Origin of the sequence: Treponema sp. HNW, from assembly GCF_050320395.1 — a bacterium.
In the GTDB taxonomy this organism is placed as follows: domain Bacteria; phylum Spirochaetota; class Spirochaetia; order Treponematales; family Treponemataceae; genus Treponema_C.
The window spans coordinates 1732702-1755436 of the sequence record NZ_CP144459.1; the positions used below are offsets into that span (position 1 = coordinate 1732702).

Below are 22735 nucleotides of genomic sequence, written 5' to 3' on the forward strand. Positions count from 1 at the left end.
TTTATGAACGCGATAAATACTGCGGCACTGCTTCGCCCCGTAAAACAGCTTGAGCCGGATGTTGCGCGTAAAATAGCGGCAGGAGAGGTTATAGACCGCCCCGCCGCGGTTTTGCGCGAATTTTTGGACAATGCAGTCGATGCGGGTGCGGATAAAATCAGCGCGGAACTAGAAGAAGGCGGTATAAGTCTTATCCGTGTTGCCGATAACGGCTGCGGCATGACAAAAGCGGATTTGGAAGAGTGCGCCAGAGCCCATGCGACAAGTAAAATCGTTTCGGATACCGACCTTGAATCGCTTTCGACCCTCGGTTTCCGCGGCGAAGCCCTTGCTTCCGTTTCGGCCGTCAGCCGTTTGGAAATAACTTCAAGCAGAAACGGCGAAGCATGGAAGATGAGTACGGAGGGAGCCGAGCGCCGTATAGAACCTGCATCCCTTCCGTTGGGAACAACGGTTGTATGCCGGACCTTATTCGACAATTTTCCCGCACGCCGCCGCTTTTTAAAACGGCCGCAAGCGGAAAACCTTTTGTGTAAGCAAACCTTTATCGAAAAAAGTCTTCCCTTCCCCGACAGGGCTTTTCGCCTTATAAGCGACGGAAAAATCCGTTTGGACCTGCCGGCAGGGCAAAGCTTGAGCCGGCGCTTTTGTGCCGCCTTGGACATGGGCGAAAAAGAAGCCCTGTTTTACGAGATACACTCACAACCCGATGAGGACACGGACATCCTAAATACCGAAAACAAAAAAGAAGCCTTTTCTTTTGCGATTGTATTGGGCGAAACTTCGGTGTACCGAAGCGACCGCAAACTCATGTACGTTTTTGTAAACGGAAGGCGCGTACAGGAATACGCCCTTTTACAGGCGATGGATTACGGTGCCGAAGCGTATTTTCCGAACGGAACCCATCCGGCCGCCTGCCTTTTTTTAACGATAGATTCTTCTCTGGTGGACTTTAATATTCATCCCGCAAAAAAAGAAGTGCGATTTAAAGATATAGGGCCCGTTCACCGCAGCATAAGTTCCGCAGTACGCAATTTTTACAAAAATCTTGCCGTTTCCTCTCTGGTAAAGGAAGCCGAAAACGGAACTTCAAAAACATCAGGTTCGGAGCCGATATATTCGGGAGAGGTACCCCAAAAGGCCGAAAACCGGAGCGGGGAACTGTTCGCAGATTACGCTGCGGACAAAGCGGTTTATACAGAAGGCGGACAAAGCGGCTCTTACAATGATCTGTATAAGTCGGCCTTTTACAAGGCGGAAAAAAGACTCTACGAAAAACAGGCTTGTGCATATGCGGAAACGGGATCGGGTATTGCAGCGGCCCCCGCGGACAATGCCCTGAACGGTAAAGAAAACGCGGAGGAAGCCGATAAAAAAGATGAAAGTGCAGTACGCTATGTGGGAACGGCTTTAGGCGTTTTTTTAATTGCCGAAAAAAACGACGATTTATATCTGGTAGACCAGCACGCGGGCCATGAGCGTATCCTGTTCGAGCGCTTTATGGAAAGCGCAGGGCAAAAGCAAGCGCTTTTAATTCCCCTTGTTATGGAAACTCCCTCGGACGATGACGACTCCTACCTTGAAAGCCTCCTTCCCGAACTGGAAAAGGCGGGCTTTACCATGCATAACTGCGGAAGCGGCAGGTGGGAGGTTGAAACCGTTCCCATAAAATGGCATGGCGGTGAACGCGATTTACAAAGCGATTTATTGGATAAGCGTACAAGCCCCGAAGAAATTATCCGCAGTCTTGCCGCAACAAGCGCGTGCAGGGCCGCCGTAAAAGACGGCCACATCCTTGACCCCGAAACGGCGCAAAAGCTTTTAGACGATATATTTGCACTCAAAGACCCGCACTGTCCTCACGGGCGGCCGGTATGGACAAGGCTTTCCAAAGAAGATCTGTTCCGTGCCGTGCGGCGTACCCGCTGAAATGAAGGTCCGGCCCCTATTTAATCTTTGTTAAAAGGGCGCTCACCTCTTCTTTGCGGAATGAGGGGTCTTTTTCCCGAACCGCAATCAAATATTTTTCGGCATTTGTATTATCCTGCAGGGCAATACATACCTTTGCCAATTCGACATAGGCTTCAAGATTATTTTGATTGCGCTGCAAAACCTCAAGATAAACCGTTTTTGCGGCATCGAAATTCTTTGAAGACGCATAGGCGGAAGCCAAATTCATCTTTGCCGTTTGATTTTTCGGTTCAATCTTTAATGCCGCAACAAAATATTTTATCGCATTATCGTAATCTTTTTTTGCCGAATAAGCGCCGGCAAGATTGTTTACGGCTTCAAAGCTGTTTTTATCAAGATCAACAGCCTTTGTTAAATGCGCTAAGGCACTTTCGGTATCGCCGCTGTCCGAATAGAGTTTTCCCAAATTGATATTCGCTTTTACATGATTCGCATCGATTTTAAGAGCGGCGACATAGGCTGCAACCGCCGTATCAAAGCGTCCGGAAAGCTCACTCATAAGACCGTAATTATATTGGTATACGGCGTTTTTCGGCTCGGAGCCTACCGCTTTTTGCGCATAGGACAGGGCTTCTTCAAGTTTATTTTGAGCAAACAAGGTTGTGGACAGATTATAGTTTGTAAGCGGATCGGTGTCGGCATAGCTTAGGGCGCGTTTGAAATATTTTTCGGCTTCGCTATAATTTTCCTGCGTGCCGTACACGGAACCGAGTTCTCTGAGCGCGTTTTTATTTGTCGAATCTATTTCAAGCACTTTTTTATACGAAGCGATCGCACCGGTATTATCGTTTTTTTGTACTTGAAGCCGGGCAAGCTGAAGCCATGCCGTATCGTATTGAGGATTTACCGATACGGCTTTTCGTAAAGCGGACACCGCATCCTCGGTACGGCCCAAGCGATTATAGGCTAAGGCGGCGTTAAACCATGCCTGATAAAAAGAGGCATCGAATTTTGCCGCCGATTCAAACGATGAACGGGCTTCCGCATATTTTTTCAAAGTATATTGAACCTTACCCAATTCGTAAAAATAGAGGGAATTTGACGCATCTTTTTTTACGGCCGCGGCAAATTCCTTTAAGGCCGTTGCATAATCCTTCTCATCGGCGGCCGCCTTTCCCAATACATAGCGGGAAACGGGATTATCAGGAGTAAATTGTAAGCTCTTTTGCGCATAATCGACCGCTTCATTTTTTAAAGCCTTTTTCTTTTCTTTGTCCGGTTCGTTTTGTGCCGACGAAGACAAAAGACCTGCGATTTCGGCAAGTTTTGCCCCCGACAAATCCTTTTGGTTTGCCGGCAAAAGGGATTCGGCTTTTTTAAAATGTGCGGAAGCTTCATCATAGCGGCCCGAAAGCAGCCCCGCCTTACCCGAAGCCACTTCATCGTTTATGCGCGTAATAAGTTTTTGTAAATCGGCATTTTTTTGGGCAAGCTCTTTTTCATAGGCTTTGCGCTTGGCTTCTTCGGCAGCAGCCTGTTCCTGCCGTTTTTTTTGCGCGGCACGCTCTTCTTCTTCGGCGCGCGAAAGCTCTTCCTGTTTTTTCATAACTTCAGCCAAGGCGGCCGCGTTTTTTGCATTTTCACGGGCGGCCCGTGCATTTTCTTCCGCCAAACGGTCAACGGCTTTTTCGATCTCTCTTGCATTCAAGGTCGGATTCGCGGAATCGGGAAAAGCGGCTGCCCGTTGTCCCGCAGCTTGAGCCGCTTTTAAGGCGAGAATATCGTCGCTTATTTTCAGGATTTCGGCATCATCGGCATTTTGAATAAGCAGTTGGTCGAGTAAATCCATAGCGCGCTCATACTCTCCCCTATCCGCATAGCGTTTTGCAAGGGCAAGGGTATTTGCCCGTTCCGTTTCGCTGACAGCCGACGGCGTTCCCTTTCCCCCCGGAACGGAAAATAAAGCGCAGCCGCGAATCGAAGACACAATAATAAAAAGGATTAAAAAAAAGAGGACAATCGCTCCTATAATCGACAAAACGGTTAAAAGCTGCTTTTTATTGTCTTTTTTACGCGCAGGCTCCGGGTTATCGTAAAAAAAGGCGGGAACGGCACTTTTCTTTTTTTCGCTTTCCGTAAAAACGGGACGCTTATCGGCCGACGATGTCGTACCTGTGGTAAGAGGACGGGACGAAGAGGCCCGACGGGGCTCTCTTAATGGGGATGAAACCTTGCGCTCCGGCTCTTTTAAAGTAACAGAAGATGTTCGAGGCTTCGAAGCCTCTTTTTCTTCACTTTTATCGAGTTTATAGCGAGGCGGTTCTTTATCCCATTTTTGATTCCATTGCTCTTTATTCAAGTTCAATTTCTTCGTACTCATAATCCAATACTCCTTCGGTTCCGGCGCTTACATTGGTTGTCGAACCGGTTTGCAGGGAGGCCGATACTTCTTCAAGAATTCTGCGCCTCCTTTCGGCTTCCGCAGCGGCTTTTTCGGCTGCAAGACGTTCCTGTTCCGCGGCAATACGCGCTTTTTCGGATTCCAGACGCTCACGCTCGGCACGCAAGCGTTCTTCTTCAAGTCTTATACGCTCCGCTTCTTCGGCTTTTCGGCGTTTTTCCCGTTCGCGTAAAGCCAATTCATCATTCAAGGCTCCTATCATGCGCTTGATTTCGCCGCCCTGCGGAGCATCCGGTGCCAAAGCAAGATATTGTGTATAATCATCGATAGCTTCGGCGTATTTTTGTAAATACACTTGAGTATTTGCGCGGTTCAAATATGAAGAAGCCCATAAAGAATCGGCCGCAAGGGAAAAAGAAAAATATTCATAGGCTTTTGCATAATCGCCGAGTAAAAAAGCGGTATTGCCTGCGTTATAATAGAGGCTTTTTTTATCGGTTCCGGCAGCCTCGGTTCCGCGCAAAAACACTTCGAGGGCTTTTTTGAGGTTTCCCGTTTGTATACAGGCTGTTCCCAAATAGTTATAGATAACCGGCGGAGTTCCCTTTTCGGCCAAAGCTTTTTCCAAAAAAGGCAGGGCCTGGTCGGGCCGATTACTGCGGAACAGCCGCTCTCCCTCATTAAACGGATTTTCGAAGGCCGTGTCGGACGGACTTTTTCCCGTCTCCTGTGCATGCACGGAAGGAAAAATCAAAAAAAGCAGTATACAAAGACTGCATAAAATTGTTATACTGTAGGCATGGGATTTTCTATCCATAGGGTTGCACTCCCGTGTATATTGTCTTATAATATCATAAAAAAGACAGTCTTTCAATAACAGTATCGGAGGATTGATGAGTACTCTTCAAATAATTCTTATTTGCGTCCTTGCCGTCGTAGCCGCCTTTCTTGCAGTTTTTCTTATAAAATCTTTCGCCCTGCCGAAAAAAATAGACGGTATACAGCGTCTTTTAAAACAGGGTAAAAATGCGGCGGCCATTAAGGCGGCAAAGGCTATAATCGCAAGCGATAACCGCGATTACGAAGCGCATTATTACCTGGGGAAAGCCTATCTTGCGGATAATAAACCCGAATTGGCATTGATGGAATTCAGGGTTGTCGGTCAAAATGCGATTTTCAATACCATGAAGATTCCCGAAAAAGAATTCCGCAAATTAAGTTCGGAATTATACGAGCGGTACAACCACGATGACGAAGCATTGCAGGAATACCTCTTACTTACCAAACTGGAGCCGAACAATGCGGATAACTACTACCATGCGGGAACTCTGTTTGAAAAGAAAAATAAAACGGAGCAGGCAGTCGGTTATTACAATCTTGCAATAAAGCATAATAAGCGTTTCGGAAAGGCTCACGCGGCCCTGGGTATGATTTTATACCGCTCAAAACAATACGCGGATGCAAAGCGGGCGATACAACTTGCCCTTTCTTTAAATCCGGATATGTTTTCTTTTTACTATTATCTTGGAAAAATCCTCAAAGATTCAAAAGATTATGCAGGAGCTGTCAACGCCTTTGAAAAAGCCCTGCGCGACCCCGAATTCCGTCAGCGCTCCCTTATCGAGCGCGGCTCATGTTTTATGGCGGCAAACAATGTGGAAAAAGCCGTCGATGAATTCGACCGCGCGGTTAAAACGGCAAAAGACGATTCGGCTCAGGAAACCCTGTACGCACGCTATTTTTTGGCCGGCTGTTACGAAATGCAGCGTAAAATCGACCTGGCCCTTGTTCAATGGCAAAAAATTGCGGAAAAAAATAAAAATTTCCGCGATGTAAGCGCCAAACTGGTTGAGTACCGTGATTTACAGGGTAATGACGGCATGAAAGAATATTTAACATCCTCGGATCAGATTTTCGCCGATATATGCAAGTCTATTGCACAAAAGGGCTTACACTGTTCCCCAAAAGATGTAAACATGACAAAGTCGCTGTGTAAAATCATTGCCGTCGATGCAAAAAATGAAAACTGGCGCAATGTACGCCAACAGCTGGTATTACTGGTGTTTCACCGCGAATCCGATATGCTCGAAGATTCGGATTTACGCAGCCTCGTAGAAGAGATTCAAAAACAAAACTATGTAAAAGGTATCGTATGCACCAGTGCGGGCTTTACCCGTACCGCAATCACCTTTGCCGAAACCCGCCCGCTTGAATTGGTCGGTAAAGAAAAACTGCAGCAGCTTTTAAATAAGGCGGAAGTGTAAATTAATGAAAATACTCTGTGTTTCCGACCTGCTGGACCCCCTTGTGTATTCTTCCGCGGCAAAGGAGTATTTTAAAGACATAGACCTTGTCTTATGTGCCGGAGACTTACCGATGGAGTATGTCGATTACATAGTATCGGTCTTAAATAAACCGACTTATTTTGTATTCGGCAATCATAATTTGGAAGAATTCGGATTTTATCATACGCATGAAACATCGGGAGCTCCCGCGGGGATAGACGAATCCTTAACCCACGCCCACGGAGCTTCCTATGCGGGCTTTAAAGTGCTAAAAGAAGGCAATATTCTTATCGCAGGTACGTCGGGTTCCATCAGGTATAACAAGGGATTGTGCCAATACAGCAACGGCGAAATGTTTTTTAATCTTTTAAAAATGGTCCCCAAGCTTATATACAATAAATTGCGTTACGGCCGGTATGTGGATATTTTTTTAACGCACGCTCCTCCGCGCGGCATTCACGACAGAGAAGACCGCTGTCACATGGGCTTTGAATGCTATTTATGGTTTTTGCGTACATTTAAACCGGCGTACATGGTACACGGTCATATTCACCTGTACGACCTCCAGGAAAAACGGGTAACCCGCTGGGAACATACAACCGTTATAAATGCATACAGCCACTACGTAATTGAATTCGGAGGCGATACGTGAATGTGAACGAAAACTCCATCCAAACCGAAAATGATTTTACAAAAGCGCGCAATAAGGCCCTGTTCAACGACTTGCAGCATCTTTTAAATTTGGAAGAAACCGAACTGCTGTCTTTCGGCGACGTAAAAAAATGGCTTAAGCCGAAAAATGAAGTGTATTTGGGCATGCAGGTTGTTCCGGTCGACTTAATTGCCGGCAGCGAAGGCCGTTATAAGGACTTCGACAATCACTTTTTTCCCCGGAACCTGCACTTAAAAAGCCGCTGGCAGCGCATAGATGAGGCGCATTTACGGGATATAATACTTCCTCCGATACAATTATACGAAATCGGCGGCTTGTATTTTGTGCGCGACGGCAATCACCGCGTATCGGTTGCAAAGGCCCAGGGCATTGAAAGTATAGATGCCGAAGTAATCAGTTTGCAAAGCGAAATAAAACTGCGTGCCGGCATGACCCGTAAGCAGATATTAAAGCGGGTACTTGACTATGAAAAGCGGCTTTTTTATGCGGAAACGGCATTCGGCGATATAACCGATTATTGGGATTTGGACTTTACGGCAGTCGGCGAATACGATGTTATTTACAATCAAATAGAAGTTCATAAGCAATATATGAGTGAAAATGAGGGAACGCGGATCGGTACTCCCGAAGCGGTTTTATCGTGGTATAAAGATACCTATCTGCCGGTTGTTCGGCTTATAAAAGAGCGCCGCATTTTAAGAAAATTCCGCGGCAGAACCGCTGCCGATATGTATGTGTGGATTATTACCTATTGGAACGAGCTGAAAAAGAAATTCGGAGACAACGTAACTCTGGATACCGCGACGGAAGAATTGCGCAGTACCTACGGGCAGGGATTTTTTAAACGTTTTTTAGCCTCTATAAAATATAGACTTGACCTTAGAAAATAACAGTGGTAATATTGACCGAAGGCGGATTGACCGTCTTAATTATATCGGGAGCCTTTGATGGGGATTGAAAATTCGTTAGCCTATATACCTCTTTTACTGACACTTGTTGCGGATGTAATCCTCTTTGTATTATTTATTATATTAAAAATCAGAGGGGTATACCTCAGCGTTTTTCAAATTTTGTCGGTACTTGCGGCATTCGCCGGTACTTTTTTTTCCATACGTACGGGTAATATTCTTTTTTTAACTTCAACCGTTTTAGCCCAAAGCCTTTTATTAATTCCCTATTGTCTTGTTTTTCTATACGGTAAGGAAAATCCGGGCGGACAAAGAAGAGAATCAAAAAAACGTGAAGGCCGCTCATACCCCTTTTCAAAAAACGCGGGAAAAGAAGCATCGCAATTTGTCGATATGCGCTTTGCCCATATCGGTAAAGATATTATGGAATTGTCCGCAGACGCCATTTCCGCCAATGCCGAAATTCCTCAGCTGCTTGACCGTATAAACGATTTGATTATGCAAATAACCGAAGCCGACGGTGCCGCCATTCTCCTTGTCGATGAATTTGAAGATTTGGTCAGCGTGAGGTCTTTGGTCGGTAATTTTCCTCCGCCTTTTAAACTTCCGGCTGCCCTGCCCCATCAGGAAACGGCCGTAAAAAGTCATTTTAGAAATGCGCAATTTCCTTTTGATGCGAATATCTTCGGTCATATAGTTAAAACGGGTACAAAAGAGCTTATTCTTTCACCGAAAAGCGATTCACGAATTTTTCAAAACGGTCCTGAAGATTTTTTGGAAGCCGCTTCCTACATCTTCATGCCGATGAAGCTGCGCGATACGGTTATCGGTATTATGGCCCTTGCCCGGGGAAAAAACAGCGAAAAGTTTTCGACCGAAGACTTATCGGCTATTCAAACCCTGGCCGAATTTACCGGAGTTGCGGTTAAAAACGTCTATTCGTTTCAGGAAACTAGCGAGCATGCACAAATTGCACGCGAAGCGCAAATCGCGGGAAAACTTCAGGATATGCTGTATTTGAAAAAAATCCCTCCCCTGCCCGCCGTTTCAGTCGGCAGCTTTTTTAAAAGCGCTCAGGGCATATGCAGCGATTATTTTGATATAATTCCTTCGCGTAAGGACCGCATTTCTTTTATATTGACCGACGTTACCGGTAAATCGATGGTATCTTTAACCGTTATGACGATGATACGCGCTATTATACGGGTTATAATCAATACCCCGCAGTCGGCGGCAACGGTTTTAAGCTGGACGAACCGCGGTATTGCCCAGGAAAAAGCCATAGACCACTACGCAAGCGCCTCATTACTCAATTACGATGCCCTGACCAAGAGGATTCAATTTGCAACGGCCGGAACCACGCCGGTATTGCATTTTTCGGCAAAAGAAAAAACATGGAGAAAGCTGTCAAAAGAATCCGAACCTCTGGGCGTTGAAAAAACTACCGAATATGCCGATTTCGAAATACAGCTGTATACGGGTGATTTGGTTATTTTGTATACGGACGGCCTGATAGAAGCCGTAGATGATAACGGTACCCAGTATTCGGTACAGCGATTAACGGCCCTTATTGAAAAAAATGCGGATGCCGACGGGAAAAAGATTGCCGACGAGGTACGGGCGGATATGGGAGAATTTATAGGGAAATCGGCTGCACATGACGATCAAAGTCTTGTGGTGTTGAAGATTCAATAAAAAACGGTCTTAACCGGTTATGCCGGATTATATAGGAGTGACTATGGAACTGAAAATAAGAAAAAGTGGAGAGATTTACATCATCGATGTAAACGGAGAAATGGATTTGTATAATTCATACAAATTAAAAGAACTTGTAATGAAAATGCTTGAAAAAAAAGTTCAGAATTTCATTATAAACCTTGAACATGTGGACTATATCGATTCGTCCGGAATCGGAGCTTTGATTTATATTTGTTCAACAATAAAAAAGATGAATTTAAAACTGTCAATAACCAATATACACGGTTCCGTAAAAAAGGTTATAGAGTTAACAAAGCTTATGGGGTATTTTCCCATTGCAAACACGGTTGAAGAAGCCATTTCAATATTTAACGCAAACTAAAATGTTTAGGCAGCATGCAGTTTTTTATCCGCAAAATCCGAACAAAAAACCTGTAATATGCGCCGGGAGGAAAAAATGACAAAAATGAACGAAATAAAAGAATTACGGTGTGACGATAACGACGTTTTATTTGATAAAACGGATATGCTTTATAAAGAATTTCCGTCCGATTTTCGTCAAATACGTTACTTTACCCTTTTAATCGTACAATCGGCACCGATGGAAATAAAAGAAATCAACCTGCTTGAACAGCAAATCAGCGAAGTAATTAAAAATGCCGTTAAACACGGTAATAAATGCGATACGAAAAAAAAGGTAAAGGTATGGTACTCGTTCAGTCCCAGCCATGCACACTTAATTGTTGAAGATGAAGGCAGCGGTTTTAAGGATTTGGAAAAATGGAACGAATTTAACCGCAAGCGCCTTGAATATTTGCACACGCAGAATTTTGAAAAACTGGCAGACTACGTATCGTTTAGAACCAAGCACAGCGACGATCAGGACGGGGGAAACGCTCTTTTTGCCGCGTTGGAGTATTGGAACGGAGGCTTTGTCTATAACGGCAAGAGAAACGGCGTTGCCATGTTGAAAAAATTCCCCAAAAAGCGCCACGGGGTTAATATAGACGGCTGATAAAATCGATGTACTTGCAGGCGGCTTATCTTATCTCCATATAAAATCGTTTTATATAGGTAATACGCCGCTGCGCTTCCTGCCATAAACCGCTTTCCGGAAAGAAGGCGGTTATTTTTTTGTATTCAGCCAAGGCGGTGCGTATATTGCGGTAGGCGGACGGAGATTCATAAATACGGGCTTTTAAAAAAACAGCCTTGTCAAAGCAGTTTTCCGAGGATGTACGGGTTTGAAAAAACTCATCCAAAAGAGAAAGAGAGTCTGCGTAGCGTTTTTCATTAAAAGCCGTTTCCGCCCGCTCGTAAAGCTCCTGCGCCGAACCGGAGCTTTCACTCTTTTCTCCGTCAAAGCCGGAAAAAACGCTTTCTCCGTCCCGTTCCCTTTCCAAAGAGATATCGGAAACGGTATTTTCAAAAGCCTTTGATTCAGCTGTCTGCTTGTCAATCACGCGGACCAGTACATACTCATCCCTGGGTACATTTTCAAGTACATCATGTTTATAAAAGTGTAATATCGTTTCTCCGGGCGAAGCGGCGCGCAAAGAAAACAGGGTGCGCTCATCCGCAAATATCCGTTTGGAAAAGGTAACGACGGGAGGCTGAGCAGGCTTTGTTTCTCCCAAAAAAATCCAATTTTTACCCTCACAGGAAATATCAAAGGCTGTGTAAAGAAGCACTTCTTCTACACGGCTCGGGACAATCTCTTGTGTCTCTGCGCTTTCCTCCGTTTCTTCCGCGCTTGTATCTTCACTGTCAAGCAAAGAAGGGGTATCATCGGCTTGAAGCAATACTTCCGGCTCTTCAAATACGGCCGAAGAAAAAGCCCCCTGTCCTGCCGCCCCCCGTGAAGACGGCGCTTGAAGCGGAGGACGGTTTTCCGATTTTTTAACCGTTTGAGAAACTGCGGAAGGTTTTACGGTGCGATCGGCCTCCATAGGAGGGCTCAGGGCCGAAACGGAAATATCAACCCGTTCCTTTTCCCCTTCTCCTCCGATCCGGACGGATTTTTCCGCCTTGGCGTCGGGTACGGAAGTTTCCGTTGAAACCGTACCGCTTGGTGCCGATGTAACCGGCGCCGAAACGGCAGGGAAGAGCGGTTTTTCGCTCATTGAGACGGCAGGCTGTATATTTTCGGCATTTTCTTCTCTCTCCGAAGGAAGGGGCTCCGAAAGCGGTTTTTCTACGGAGGATTTTCGGCTTTGAACGGCGGATTTGGGTTTTAAAGATATGGACGGTGTAATCCTGCTTACACTTTTTCTTTCGGCTTCGGCCGTCTTTTCAGGTTTTACATCGGATTCGGCTTGCTTTTCGGCCTCCGCAGTCTTTTGAGGAAGTTTCGATTTTTGCGGCGTTTTCGGTTTCAAAGTCATCGGCCGTTTTTCGCCGCCTTTACCGTCTGTTTTCGGCTGTTCGGAGGGCTTTGACGGATTGGACAACTTGGGCTGCACCTTTGTCAAAAGAGGATCGCTGCCCGTCGCACCGGCTTGAGCGTCATCCGCAGTTCCGGTTTGACGAACCTCTGTCTCCAGGGAAACCGACGCTCCTTCGGGGGGCGACGTTTCTTGAGAAACAGGTGTTCCTGCGGGGGATTCTTTTGCAGGGGCCTGAGGAATACTTTTACAGGAAATAAATAAAACCGCCGAATACAGCAACCAGAGGAATAGGTATTTGATTTTCACGGGGCGCTCTCCAAAATGCGTTTAATCAATACATCGTTTGAATCTTTAAGCTGCTCAAGCTGTTTTGCATCGGGAAATGTAAAATAAGGCTCACAGTCTTCGCGGCTCCAGCGGGGTTTGAGTTCATTTGCGTATATATACTCATCCTTTAATTCGGGTTCGGGCGGCAAAAAAGGCTCTTCATTGATCGAATACTCTCTCGGAGGAGCGGAAAAATCCTTTTTTTTACCGAAAGAAATCAAAAACGAAACGGAAGCAAGGATGATAAAAATCAATATACCTATGATAAATAAGCGCCTCGGTTCCATAACGCCGTCTCCTTATGAAGGATCGCCCCCATCCTGCTCCCCGGCGGATTCAGGCGGCACTTGAGCCGAATCTTCGGCCGGTACCTGCTTTCGGCGCTTCGGAGGATGAGGCGGAATAAAAACGTCTTTTTCAGGCTCGACATCTTCTTCTTCAAAGGGCTCGGGTTCGGGCAGGCGGATATTGCCTTCTTTATCGTTTTCGAGTTTTATCGTAATCAATTTACTGACGCCCGACTCTTCCATGGTAACACCCAGGAGGGTACTTGCTCCGGCAACCGTTTTTTTATTATGCGTAATGACGATATACTGACTTACGCTGCCAAACTCGCGCAGAGTTTGAACAAAGCGGATAACGTTCGCCTCATCGAGGGCGGCATCGATTTCGTCCAAGAGACAAAAGGGAGAAGGACGCACCATATAGGTTGCAAACAAAAGCGAAACCGCAGTCATCGTCTTTTCGCCGCCGGACAAAAGCGCAATATTTTCAAGCTTTTTTCCCGGAGGCTGGGCAAAAATATCGATACCCGAAGCGAGCACGTTTTGCGGGTCTACAAGGCGCAATTCCGCACGCCCTCCTCCGAAAAGGCGGCGGAACATATTGTGAAAATTCTTTTTGATTTTATTATAGGTTGCCAAAAACAATTCGGTTGATTCGGCCCTGATTTCTTCGGTAATACGCTTGAGGTCGTCTTTTGCCTTTTGCAAGTCCGCAATTTGAGCCGTTAAAAAATCGAAGCGCTCCTTTGTTTCGGCAAATTCTTCCGGCGCCATAAGATTTACATTCCCCAAATCGCGCACAGCCTGCCGGGAAGCGGCCAACTGCTCACGAAGCTGTGCGGAGGATGAGGTAATCGTAAGCATACGCTCTTCGAATTCCATCAAATCGCGCGAATGCGTGTCGCGAAAGTTATCCTGAATGCTGCGGATTTCGGTTTCCGCCGTTGCCAAATCGAGGTTCGCTTTTTCAAACTGCTGCTGGAATTTTGCTATTTCTGAAGTTAAATTTTTTAATACTTCTTTTTTCCCCGTAACGTCGCTGTTGCGTGAATCGATCGTTTTTTCCAAGTCTTCAAGCTGACCGGTCAAACGGATGCCTTCGCGCTGAATGCCTGCAACTTCTTCCTGCATATCGGCAATACGCGAGGCGATTTCTTCAAAACGTTTTGTTTCGCCGAACAATTCGTTTTCCAAATCGCGCAAAACAGCTTCCTGTCCGGTCAGTTCGCGGCGCAGTAAACGCAGCTGGTCTTCGGCCGCCTGAATCTGGGTTTTCATTTGCGCCTGATTGATACGGAGGTTTTCCAAGGTAACACGGTATTCTTCCATCTTAAGCGCAAGGTCGGAGTTTTGAGACTTTAATGACGCGATTTTTTCACGTTTTTCTTCAACGGCAGCCGTATTTTGCTGTATCGATACATCTATCGAGCGCTTTTGCGTAATAATGCCTTCCGGAGATAAAAACTCTTCTATAAAGCCCGGCGTAACCGAGGCATAGGTACGGACGGCTTCTTCCAAAGAAAGGGTAAGCTTTTCCATATCCGTGAACGCGCTTACGGCAGAGGAGGCAAAGCGCGCAATATCGGCTTTAGAAGGTTCGGCCGCCGCGGCAAAGTCGGAAAAAAGTTTTTTACGGCCGCCTGCAAGGACCTTTAACTGGCTTATAAGCGTATCCACCCTTTCCTTTGCCTGTTTAGCCGACTGTACCGAATAACCGGCCTCTTTTAACTTTGCGTCAAGCTGGGTAACGATATTTTCGGTAATCGCTTCAAGCTGTTTTTGCAACCCTGCACGCTTTTCCGCAAGCGCCGCTATTTCTTTTTCGGCTTCGGCTGCAAGCCTATCGTTTTCGGTAATGCGGCTTCCGGCAAGACTGATATTTTCTTCAAAGGATTGAATATTTTTTGCAATTTCTTCAAGACGTTTATTCAGATTATGAAGCGTGCCTTCCTGTTCATCGGCATCCTCGGTCAACACTTCGATTTTTTCTTCAACGGCCTTCTTTTTTATCTCAAGCTGGGCGACCTTTTCTTTTGCTTCCTGTTTACTTTGCTCAAGCAGGCGGCATTGCTCGTTTTTTGCGCGCTCTTCAATGGCAAGACCGTATATCTTTTGCTGAATTTCAACCAAACGGCCTTCCATCGTGTTTACCTCATCCATGTGCTCGGACAGGGCGGCGTTTACGGCATCCATTTCGGCTTGTACGCGCGCACGGTTTTCTCGGGCCTTTTCCATATCGCCTTCACGGTTATGTCTGTCGTGGATAAAGCCTTTAAGACGCAAAAGCTGAATATCGAGTTCAAAATTGAAAATATCGTCTTTTAATTTGCGGAAGGTAACGGTTTTATCGGCCTGTATTTTTAAAGAATCATAAGAGCGCTTTACTTCGTTTAAGATGGAGTCCACCTGACGCATATTTTCTTCGGTGCGCTCAAGTTTGCGCTCTGCTTCGGCACGTTTTACCTTAAAACGCGTAATACCGGCGGCTTCTTCAAAAAGGTAGCGGCGGTCTTCGGGTTTGCTCGATAAAATCTGGTCGATTTTACCCTGCTCCATAACCGAGTAGGCGGCCTTACCCACCCCGGTATCCCAAAAAAGCTCCCGCACATCGCGCAGTTTACACTGTTGATTGTTTATCCAATACTCGCCTTCACCGGAACGGTAGAGACGGCGCTTTATCGTAATTTCACTCGTATCTATGGGTAAAAGACCCGCGTCGTTGGAAAGAGTAAGGGTAACTTCGGCAAGGTTTAAAGGTTTTCGGTTTTCGGTACCGTTAAAAATAACGTCTTCCATTTTTTCGGCGCGCATTGTCTTTGCCGCCTGTTCTCCGAGTACCCATTTAACGGCATCTACGACATTGCTTTTGCCGCAGCCGTTGGGTCCCAAAAGAGCGGTAATCCCATCGGAAAATTCTATACGCGTTTTATCCGCAAATGATTTGAAACCGAATACTTCAAGACTTTTAAGAAACACAGGTACCCCTCTGAGCTTATTCTACCCTGAATTGCCCTTGTAGTCAATTCTTGAATGAAGATTTTTCCCGTAGATGGAAGAATTCTACCACTGGACAACAAAGAGGGCTTTGTGATATAATAATCAATATGCTTTAGACTAATCTTGTTTTTTGGTGCTCAATCGGGGAGCATAAGAAAAAACGGGAAGGAGGATCGTTGGCGGAAATAAAAGAAAAAGGGTTGCGAATCAACACACAGATTCGTGTACGGGAAGTACGGCTTATAGACAGCGAGGGCGGACAGCAGGGAATCGTTCCCACTATTCAAGCCCTTGAAATGGCGAAAGAACAAAACCTTGATTTGGTTGAAGTTGCGCCGACTGCAAACCCGCCGGTATGTAAAATACTGGACTACGGCAAGTATCGTTTTGAAATGGAAAAAAAGCTCCGTGATTCCAAGAAAAAACAAAAATTGCTGAAGATGAAAGAAATCCGCATGCAGCCGAAAATCGGCTCCGGCGATTTGGACTTTAAGTCAAAGCATGTGCAGGAATTCCTGAATGAAGGAAACAAGGTAAAGGTTACCGTCCGCTTCAAGGGACGCGAACTTGCCCATACGGAACTGGGTCTTGTTGTATTACAGGAAGTACTTAAAAGACTTGACGATTATGCAGTGGAAAAGCAGCCGGCTATGGAAGGCCGCTTTATGTCCATGACCTTGAATCCGAAAGCTAAAAAATAACGAGGTAGAACATTATGCCAAAGATGAAATCGAAACGCAGCGCGGCAAAGCGTTTGTCTTTTACCGGAAGCGGCAAAGTAAAGTACAAAAAAATGAACCTTCGCCACATTTTGACCAAAAAAGCTCAAAAGCGCAAGCGCCAGCTGCGCAGCGCGGGTATTTTAAGCAGTGCCGATTCGGCAAAGGTCCGCAAACAGCTTTTACCCTACGGCTGAACATAAACACAGGAGATTGAAATGTCGAGAGCAATAGACGGAAGTAAGCGGCTCAATCGCCGTAAAAAGATTTTAAAACTTGCAAAAGGTTTCCGCGGAAGACGCAGTACGAACTTTAAAGCGGCTAAGGATGCGGTAACCCAGGCTTTAAGCGATTCTTACGTAGGACGCAGAGATAAAAAGGGCACCATGCGCTCGTTGTGGATAAGCAGACTTAATGCGGCCGTCAGAAACGAGGGTATGAGCTATTCACGCTTTATCGACGGATTGACAAAGGCAAATGTAATCATCAACCGCAAAGCACTTTCCAACATGGCGATTGAAGATCCTGCAGCCTTTAAAGCGGTCGTTGAAACCGCAAAAAAAGCCGTCGGAGCTTAAACAATGATTTCCCTGGAGCAAGTGCGCATTCTTGAGCAAAGGGTTGAAAGGATGCTTGCATTGTTTTCACAGCTTAAACGTGAAAAATCGGTTCTTGAAAAAGAAAATACCGATCTTAAATCGGAGCTTGAAGCTTTGCGGGCAAAATGCAGCCGTTTTGAACAGGACGAGGCGAAACTTGAACAGGGAATCTTAAACGTTTTGAACCGCTTAAACGATATGGAAGACGCGGTTCAAAATGCGCTGGAACCGGCGGAGCCTGTTACCGAAAAAGCGGAACAAGCCGCCGAAAAGACTTCAGAGTTTGCCGAAGAATCTTCCGGCGCACAGCTTGATATATTCTGATGGGTACCCTTAATATAAATATATTGGGAACCTCATTCAGTATTCAGGCAAAAGAAGATGATACATATCTTAAAGAACTTCTGTTACATTATAAAAAAATCATATCTTCAATAGAATCTTCGACAAACCTCAAAGATAATTTAAAAATTGCAATTATGGCCGGTTTAAGCCTCTGCGACGAGCTTAAACAATCGGAACAAAACCGCAGTTTATCCGTAAACAAACAACGGCATACAAGCAGCGAATTATTTGAAGCCGAGCGCATTACGCTCAAATTGATTGAAAACATAGATAAGGCTATGCGCTGATGTCTTCGTTTACGATTCGCGTCGATGCGGATTCCTGTCCGGTAAGCGTAAGAGACATGATTATAAGATTCGCCGAACGCTTAAAAATCAAAGCCGTGTTTACCGCAAACCGTATTATTCCCCTTAAGCCTTCAAGCTATGTACGCATGGAAGTTTCCGAAAATCTTCCGGATGCGGCCGATAATCAAATTGTCGCTCAGTGCGGAAATGACGATATAGTTATAACACGGGATATTCCGCTTGCACAGCGGCTCGTCGATAAGGGAATTACCGTATTAAACGACCGCGGCACAGTTTATACGGCGGAAAACATACGTGAGCGTCTTTCCATTCGGAACTTTAACTTGGAACTGTATGAACAGGGAATAGCGGCGGATAAAACCGACCGCTTCGGAAAAAAAGAGCTGAACCTTTTTGCAAACAGCCTTGACAGAGAACTGCAAAAAAAACTAAAAAATACGGCAAATAAAATCCGCCGATAAGCTCCGAGCGTATCCTATTCTTCGGGTAGTGAAAGCTTTATTGAGCGGATAATAGGCTGGATTTCAAAAAAAGCTTTTACCACTTCAGGATCGAACTGCTTGCCCGATTGTGAGGATATTTCTTTAAGTACCGAATCATCTTCCCATGCATCCTTATATACGCGCTTTGAAGAAAGGGCATCAAAAACATCGGCTAAAGAAACGATACGCGCACAAAGAGGTATTTCCTCACCGAATAGGGGTTCGCGGTTTATAAAAGAAGGAATGGTATCGATAGTAACTTTTTGCATATCTATCTTTCCCGGGTAACCCGTACCGTCCCAGCGGTCATGGTGATGCAGGGCAACTTCCAAAGACATTGCATCAAGGGGAGATTCTATCGATGAAAAAAACATTGCGCCGATAATCGTGTGCGCTTTTATCATATTGTATTCTTCGGGTGTAAAAATACGGGGCAATTTTAAAATAGAATCGGAAATACCGACCTTGCCGACGTCATGGAGCATAGCCGTAATTTTTAAGTTGTCGCGGAACTTATGGCGCTCTTCATACGGCACGGCATGGTTAAAGGCCCATCGGTCGTAAATCTCAACGGCATAACTTGAAACGCGGTTTACGTGAGCGCCGGTTTCCTTAGGGTCGCGAAGTCCGGCCATTGTAATCATGCGCATAACCATCGCGCGTGTAAGCTTTGCCCGTTCCAAGGCTTGGGCCGCCGCTCCGGCAAAGTGGCGCATATACAGCTCATCATCTTCCGAAAAGGGAATGACGGCTCCCGAATCGTCCAAACGATTGATTACCTGTAAAACGCCGAGCGCTTCCTTATTGCGCGTAATAAGGGGTACGGTAAGCATAGACTTGCTTCTGTAACCGGTAATTAAATCGGGCTGCCTGTTAAAACGATAAGACTTTGTTTCGTCGATACGGTAGACATCGGGAATATTCAACAATTCTCCGGTTAATACCGTATAGCCCGAAATGGATTTTTCATTTACGGGGAAAGAAAAAAAGGAAAAAGGAACTTTTTGGCCTTCTTCAAGCATTCTTTGCAGAGAATCGTTTTGCGCACATTTAATCGATAAAATATTCTTTTCATTGATATATATGGAACCGGCATCGGCACTTGTCACACGGCGGACTTCGGATAAAAGCCTCTCAAGCAAAATATCCATATCCTGTATTTCATTTAAAAAGCGTTCCGATTCTATAATACTTTCAAGTTTTTCTTCGTGTGTTTTTACTTTTTCCATGTTGCTGTATCCTGTAGGCGCCGTCCCTGTGCATATACGACTACCTTATACTATACCCCAAAAAGACAAACGTGTCCATATTGATTTACGCAAGCTTATTGATAAGAGAAAAGTACATCGGACCGGCCCCTTCGGCCGTATCGGGTAAAATATGCATGCCGAAAGCGGAAGCTTCGGCACGGGGAAGCCGATATGAACCGAACAGCTCGGGAGCTTCCATAGATACGCCGCGCGCATTTTGGAATTTTTTAAAAAGTTTTTGTACAACCTCATCATTTTCGGCCGGCGACAGTGCGCAAGTAGCATAGAGAAGATACCCGCCGCTTTTTAAAAGGCGGAATGCCGAAGAAAGGAGGGCCCATTGGGTGTGAGCAAGATGCTTTATACGCGCAGGAGACCACTGTGCAAGGTATTTTGCATCTTGTAAAACATGGCGCTCGGATGAACAGGGGGCATCCAATAAAATGCGGTCAAAACATTCGGTTTCACGGCGGCACCAGCGGGCGGCATCATAGCCGGTAATGCTTATTTTTTCGCGCTCTAAGGAAGACACATAGGTATTTAAAACCGAAACAAGGCGGTTTCTCCGGGAACCGGATACTTCATTGCACACAAGGCTTGAACCGCTCATTGAGGCTATGCGCGAAGCAAGTATCAAGCTTTTGCCGCCCGGAGCGGCGCACATATCCAAAATACGGCAATCATCTTCAATCGGTAAGGAAAGGGCTGCCGATATGCTCCCCGCATCGAGAAAATAGTCTTCAGCCGGAGCCGAATTTCGTGCGGGTAAAGCAATGTATCGGGGCGAAGTAAAGAGGGCTTCACGCAGACGGGGCCATCGCTCCTTATACAGCTCGGAATAATAGGCGTCAAAACCTTCGGAGCCCTTAAGCATTTTTTGCGTTTGCCTAGCCATCGGTGTTCCCTTCCCCGGCCGTTTTTAAATCGATGCGATCAAAAACCGCATCCCAAAGCGCATCCGTTTTTAAAAGCGGAGCATGAATATCGATCAGCGATCCGGTGACAGGATGACGGAACCGTAATCCGGATGCGTGGAGACGGATACCTCCCAGGATATCATTTCTCCGGGCACCGTATTTGACATCGCCTTTTATGTGAAACCCGCAAAAAGAAAGCTGTGCGCGTATTTGATGGGTGCGCCCCGTTAAAAGCCGTATTTCCGCAAGGGTATAACGCTCGGTACAAAAAACCGGACGCCATAAAAGGCGGGCGGTTTTCGTTTTTCGCTTTTCCGTATCGTAAACAGAGGCCCTTTGTTTTTTTGCATCAAACCGTATATGGTGTTCCAAAAGAGAAAACTCGTCGGAGAGAGGAATGCGGCCTTCCAAAAGCGCATAATAGGTTTTTTGCACGCAGGAGTTTTTTTTATGTTCATCCGTAAATTGTTTTTGCAGCAGGGGTATAAGAGAGCGGTTAAACACAAGTAAAACGCAGCCCGAAACCGGACGGTCGAGACGGTTAAAACAGTGAATAAAGGGAGGAAAGGTTCCGTTGAAAAAAGAAGATTTTTCCAAGCAGCCGCAAAATACATCCGGAAGATAGGGGTTTTCTTCAACTAAAACATTTTCCGGAGTTTCGCAAGCGCTCTCGAAGCCGGTTTTACAGCGCTCTGCGCAGCGCTCCTCGCAGAATGCGGCGCAGATATCTCCTGCAGCCTTATTAAAGACGGCAATATGCTCATCGATATATAAAATACGGCTTTCGGCGCTTTTACTTTGCCCAATGTGCATAATACAAAGCTTCTCCTTTTTGTTTTGCATCGTTAAAACGCCGTATTTGATTTTGGGGATTGTATAATTCATTCGCGGATGCGGGCCGAAGAGTCGGATAGAACTCGGTATCCGCAGCGTCATGTTCGGTAAGCTTTAGAAGTCCCATAAGGAGCTTTGCCTTCAATATTTTTGTAAGTGCACTATCAATTAAAACCTGTAAATCGGGGTTGCAAGCGGCTTTTTCCGCAAGAGAGGGAATAAAATCACGGTAGACGGAACGCGAAAGCATAAAGATATGAATACCCGCCCGCAAAGCTTTTTCCGCCGAGTCCGCAGGCGAAAACTCCGAAGAAGCAAGGGCGCCCATATATAAGTCATCGGAAAAAATCAAACCGCTAAAATCGAGCTTATTTTGCAAAATCTCCCGTATAAGAACCGGCGAAAAGCAGGCGGGATTTTTTTCGTCAAAGGCAGGTACGCAGGCATGGCTCATAAGAACTCCCGAGGGAGGAAAATTGTGCAAGGATTTAAAAACCGGGAAGGTTCCCGCAAAAAGCGGAGGGGACAGTGAAGAGAGCAAAAAAGCAAAGGGAGAAAAATACAGATTTTCAATCTCGGATGCCGAACCGCTTAAAACCGGAAGAACGGCATGGGGGTCGTCATTCGTATTGCCGGGAAAATGCTTTAAAACGCAAAAAACTCCGCTTTGTGAAAAAGCGCGCATAAAGGCGGCGGCATAGGTTTCGGTTTGTTCCAAGGAGCCGAAACTGCGCAGTCCCACAAATTCGCTGTTGTGGGGCCCTGAGGTTTCGGCAAGGGGTGCAAAATTTACATGAATGCCGAGGGCGGCGATTTGTTCGGCCGCATAAGAATAGAGTTTTTCCGCTTCTTCCGGCTTTAAAAAGCGTGCAACCGATTGAGCCGAAGGAAGGGGGCTCGCAATGCCTCTGAGGCGGTTTACCTCCCCTCCTTCATGGTCTATTGCAAAAAAGGGCGGAATACGGAGGGGGCAACATGGCAGCCGCCATAGCTGCAATATAAAGACGGTTCACCGGCGGCCGAACGCAGGTCCGCATAAAAGGTTTGTACATCGCCGGTCAGTTTTATAATCTGCTCTGCAGAACCTGTAAAATTGCGGTTAAATAATATATAGCCGCCCGGAGGAATATCGTATACGATTGCCGAAGAAGCGGCCTCGGTTCCGTCAACCGAAACGATAAAAAGCTGACAGATTTTTTCTTCAAGAGTCATTGAGGCTATAAAGTCGGCAACAGGATCGCAGTCGCGCTTTTCAAGCCGTACGGAATTCTTTTTCTCCCGGGAACAGCCCGTAAGGCAGGGGATAAAGATTCCGAATGCCGTACACACAAAAAAAAGCACGGATATACGGGCAAAAAAAGAACGGCCGTGCATAAAAGAAAATGTATGCAGTTTCGGAAGCGGTTTCAT

General features: G+C 45.9%; 23 protein-coding genes. 13 read left to right on the forward strand and 10 right to left on the reverse strand.

The window, feature by feature from the left end:
• The first annotated feature begins 3 nt into the window (after positions 1 to 3).
• Complete coding sequence (gene mutL, locus V1L52_RS07965; protein WP_428768564.1) at positions 4 to 1929, forward strand: DNA mismatch repair endonuclease MutL; 1926 nt, start codon at positions 4 to 6, stop codon at positions 1927 to 1929.
• A gap of 16 nt (positions 1930 to 1945) precedes the next feature.
• On the opposite strand, the gene V1L52_RS07970 is transcribed toward mutL, so the two are convergent.
• Positions 1946 to 4291 (reverse strand): tetratricopeptide repeat protein, encoded by a 2346-nt coding sequence (locus V1L52_RS07970; protein ID WP_428768565.1) that lies wholly within the window; start codon positions 4289 to 4291, stop codon positions 1946 to 1948.
• Positions 4263 to 5129, reverse strand: coding sequence for a tetratricopeptide repeat protein (locus tag V1L52_RS07975; RefSeq protein ID WP_428768567.1), 867 nt, complete (start codon positions 5127 to 5129; stop codon positions 4263 to 4265). Before V1L52_RS07975 ends, V1L52_RS07970 begins: the two co-directional genes overlap by 29 nt.
• A gap of 76 nt (positions 5130 to 5205) precedes the next feature.
• Between V1L52_RS07975 and V1L52_RS07980 the strand changes: the two genes are divergently transcribed.
• The 6 genes from V1L52_RS07980 to V1L52_RS08005 all read left to right on the forward strand — a co-directional run bounded on the left by V1L52_RS07980 (position 5206) and on the right by V1L52_RS08005 (position 10891).
• On the forward strand, positions 5206 to 6576 hold the full coding sequence (locus tag V1L52_RS07980) for a tetratricopeptide repeat protein (RefSeq protein WP_428768569.1): 1371 nt from the start codon (positions 5206 to 5208) through the stop codon (positions 6574 to 6576).
• A gap of 4 nt (positions 6577 to 6580) precedes the next feature.
• Positions 6581 to 7249, forward strand: coding sequence for a metallophosphoesterase (locus tag V1L52_RS07985; RefSeq protein WP_428768571.1), 669 nt, complete (start codon positions 6581 to 6583; stop codon positions 7247 to 7249).
• Complete coding sequence (locus V1L52_RS07990) at positions 7246 to 8160, forward strand: transcriptional regulator (protein WP_428768572.1); 915 nt, start codon at positions 7246 to 7248, stop codon at positions 8158 to 8160. The genes V1L52_RS07985 and V1L52_RS07990 overlap by 4 nt, the downstream gene beginning before the upstream one ends.
• A 57-nt stretch (positions 8161 to 8217) precedes the next feature.
• Positions 8218 to 9873 (forward strand): PP2C family protein-serine/threonine phosphatase, encoded by a 1656-nt coding sequence (locus V1L52_RS07995; protein WP_428768574.1) that lies wholly within the window; start codon positions 8218 to 8220, stop codon positions 9871 to 9873.
• A gap of 43 nt (positions 9874 to 9916) precedes the next feature.
• Positions 9917 to 10258 (forward strand): anti-sigma factor antagonist, encoded by a 342-nt coding sequence (locus V1L52_RS08000; protein WP_428768576.1) that lies wholly within the window; start codon positions 9917 to 9919, stop codon positions 10256 to 10258.
• 84 nt (positions 10259 to 10342) lie between these two features.
• On the forward strand, positions 10343 to 10891 hold the full coding sequence (locus V1L52_RS08005) for an ATP-binding protein (protein WP_428771812.1): 549 nt from the start codon (positions 10343 to 10345) through the stop codon (positions 10889 to 10891).
• A 25-nt stretch (positions 10892 to 10916) separates the two neighbouring features.
• On the opposite strand, the gene V1L52_RS08010 is transcribed toward V1L52_RS08005, so the two are convergent.
• From V1L52_RS08010 to V1L52_RS08020, 3 genes are read right to left on the reverse strand one after another with little or no spacing between them, the layout of a single operon-like run.
• A complete protein-coding gene (locus tag V1L52_RS08010) occupies positions 10917 to 12569 on the reverse strand; it encodes a hypothetical protein (protein WP_428768577.1) in 1653 nt (550 codons plus the stop codon).
• Positions 12566 to 12877: a hypothetical protein gene (locus V1L52_RS08015; protein WP_428768579.1), complete on the reverse strand. Its 312-nt coding sequence runs from the start codon at positions 12875 to 12877 to the stop codon at positions 12566 to 12568. Before V1L52_RS08015 ends, V1L52_RS08010 begins: the two co-directional genes overlap by 4 nt.
• 12 nt (positions 12878 to 12889) lie before the next feature.
• The gene (locus V1L52_RS08020; RefSeq protein WP_428768580.1) at positions 12890 to 15850 is read right to left on the reverse strand and encodes a chromosome segregation SMC family protein; all 2961 of its coding nucleotides are present in this window, start codon (positions 15848 to 15850) and stop codon (positions 12890 to 12892) included.
• Positions 15851 to 16047: 197 nt separating this feature from the next.
• Here V1L52_RS08020 and infC point away from each other — a divergent pair, with 197 nt between their 5' ends.
• Genes infC through V1L52_RS08050 form a run of 6 tightly spaced genes read left to right on the forward strand, consistent with a single transcriptional unit; the run spans position 16048 to position 18303 of the window.
• Entirely contained in the window at positions 16048 to 16572 is a 525-nt protein-coding gene (gene infC / locus V1L52_RS08025; protein WP_428768582.1) for a translation initiation factor IF-3, read from the forward strand.
• Between the two features lie 14 nt (positions 16573 to 16586).
• Positions 16587 to 16787, forward strand: a complete 201-nt coding sequence (gene rpmI / locus V1L52_RS08030) for a 50S ribosomal protein L35 (protein WP_428768584.1) — start codon at positions 16587 to 16589, stop codon at positions 16785 to 16787.
• Positions 16788 to 16808: 21 nt separating this feature from the next.
• Entirely contained in the window at positions 16809 to 17168 is a 360-nt protein-coding gene (gene rplT / locus V1L52_RS08035) for a 50S ribosomal protein L20 (protein WP_428768585.1), read from the forward strand.
• Positions 17169 to 17171: 3 nt separating this feature from the next.
• Complete coding sequence (locus tag V1L52_RS08040) at positions 17172 to 17513, forward strand: hypothetical protein (protein WP_428768587.1); 342 nt, start codon at positions 17172 to 17174, stop codon at positions 17511 to 17513.
• Positions 17513 to 17821, forward strand: coding sequence for a cell division protein ZapA (locus tag V1L52_RS08045; RefSeq protein ID WP_428768589.1), 309 nt, complete (start codon positions 17513 to 17515; stop codon positions 17819 to 17821). Before V1L52_RS08040 ends, V1L52_RS08045 begins: the two co-directional genes overlap by 1 nt.
• Positions 17821 to 18303 (forward strand): YaiI/YqxD family protein, encoded by a 483-nt coding sequence (locus tag V1L52_RS08050; RefSeq protein WP_428768591.1) that lies wholly within the window; start codon positions 17821 to 17823, stop codon positions 18301 to 18303. Before V1L52_RS08045 ends, V1L52_RS08050 begins: the two co-directional genes overlap by 1 nt.
• A gap of 14 nt (positions 18304 to 18317) precedes the next feature.
• On the opposite strand, the gene V1L52_RS08055 is transcribed toward V1L52_RS08050, so the two are convergent.
• From V1L52_RS08055 to V1L52_RS08075, 5 genes are all read right to left on the reverse strand, one after another.
• Positions 18318 to 19553 (reverse strand): GAF and HD-GYP domain-containing protein, encoded by a 1236-nt coding sequence (locus V1L52_RS08055; protein WP_428768593.1) that lies wholly within the window; start codon positions 19551 to 19553, stop codon positions 18318 to 18320.
• An 85-nt stretch (positions 19554 to 19638) separates the two neighbouring features.
• Positions 19639 to 20469, reverse strand: coding sequence for an RsmB/NOP family class I SAM-dependent RNA methyltransferase (locus V1L52_RS08060; RefSeq protein WP_428768595.1), 831 nt, complete (start codon positions 20467 to 20469; stop codon positions 19639 to 19641).
• Complete coding sequence (locus V1L52_RS08065; RefSeq protein WP_428768597.1) at positions 20462 to 21304, reverse strand: RluA family pseudouridine synthase; 843 nt, start codon at positions 21302 to 21304, stop codon at positions 20462 to 20464. Before V1L52_RS08065 ends, V1L52_RS08060 begins: the two co-directional genes overlap by 8 nt.
• Positions 21285 to 22322 carry a glycoside hydrolase family 3 N-terminal domain-containing protein gene (locus tag V1L52_RS08070; protein ID WP_428768599.1) on the reverse strand — a complete coding sequence of 346 codons (1038 nt, stop codon included), beginning with the start codon at positions 22320 to 22322 and terminating at the stop codon, positions 21285 to 21287. Before V1L52_RS08070 ends, V1L52_RS08065 begins: the two co-directional genes overlap by 20 nt.
• Positions 22265 to 22735 (reverse strand): hypothetical protein, encoded by a 471-nt coding sequence (locus V1L52_RS08075; RefSeq protein WP_428768600.1) that lies wholly within the window; start codon positions 22733 to 22735, stop codon positions 22265 to 22267. Before V1L52_RS08075 ends, V1L52_RS08070 begins: the two co-directional genes overlap by 58 nt.